This is a genomic window from Mycobacterium sp. UM_Kg27 (assembly GCF_000972905.1).
Classification (GTDB): Bacteria; Actinomycetota; Actinomycetes; order Mycobacteriales; family Mycobacteriaceae; genus Mycobacterium.
In genome coordinates this window covers 1-493 of record NZ_JRMM01000325.1, presented here as the reverse complement: position 1 = coordinate 493, position 493 = coordinate 1, and the positions used below count along the sequence as shown (strand labels likewise).

The window sequence follows — 493 nt, the reverse complement described above, 5'->3', positions numbered from 1 at the left end:
TTGTTTGTTTTTGCAATTTTTGTTTCTTGGTTTTTGTGATTTGTAAGTGTTTAAGGGCGCATGGTGGATGCCTTGGCATCGAGAGCCGATGAAGGACGTAGGAGGCTGCGATATGCCTCGGGGAGCTGCCAACCGAGCGTGGATCCGAGGATGTCCGAATGGGGAAACCCGGCACGAGTGATGTCGTGTCACCGGCTGGTGAATGTATAGCCAGTGGGGAGGTAACGCGGGGAAGTGAAACATCTCAGTACCCGTAGGAAGAGAAAACAAAATGTGATTCCGTGAGTAGTGGCGAGCGAAAGCGGAGGATGGCTAAACCGTATGCATGTGATACCGGGTAGGGGTTGTGTGTGCGGGGTTGTGGGAGTGTCATGTCCGGTTCTACTCGACTGGAGGGCAGTGAGAAAGTGTTGTGGTTAGCGGAAGTGGCTTGGGATGGCCTGCCGTAGACGGTGAGAGCCCGGTACGTGAAAACCCGACACCTGTCTTGTGA

1 rRNA gene is annotated in these 493 nt (G+C 53.5%); it reads left to right on the top strand.

Features of this window, described 5'->3' with window-relative positions:
* Positions 1-40 precede the first annotated feature (40 nt).
* A 23S ribosomal RNA gene (locus LI94_RS24165) occupies positions 41-493 on the top strand; the annotation flags it as partial.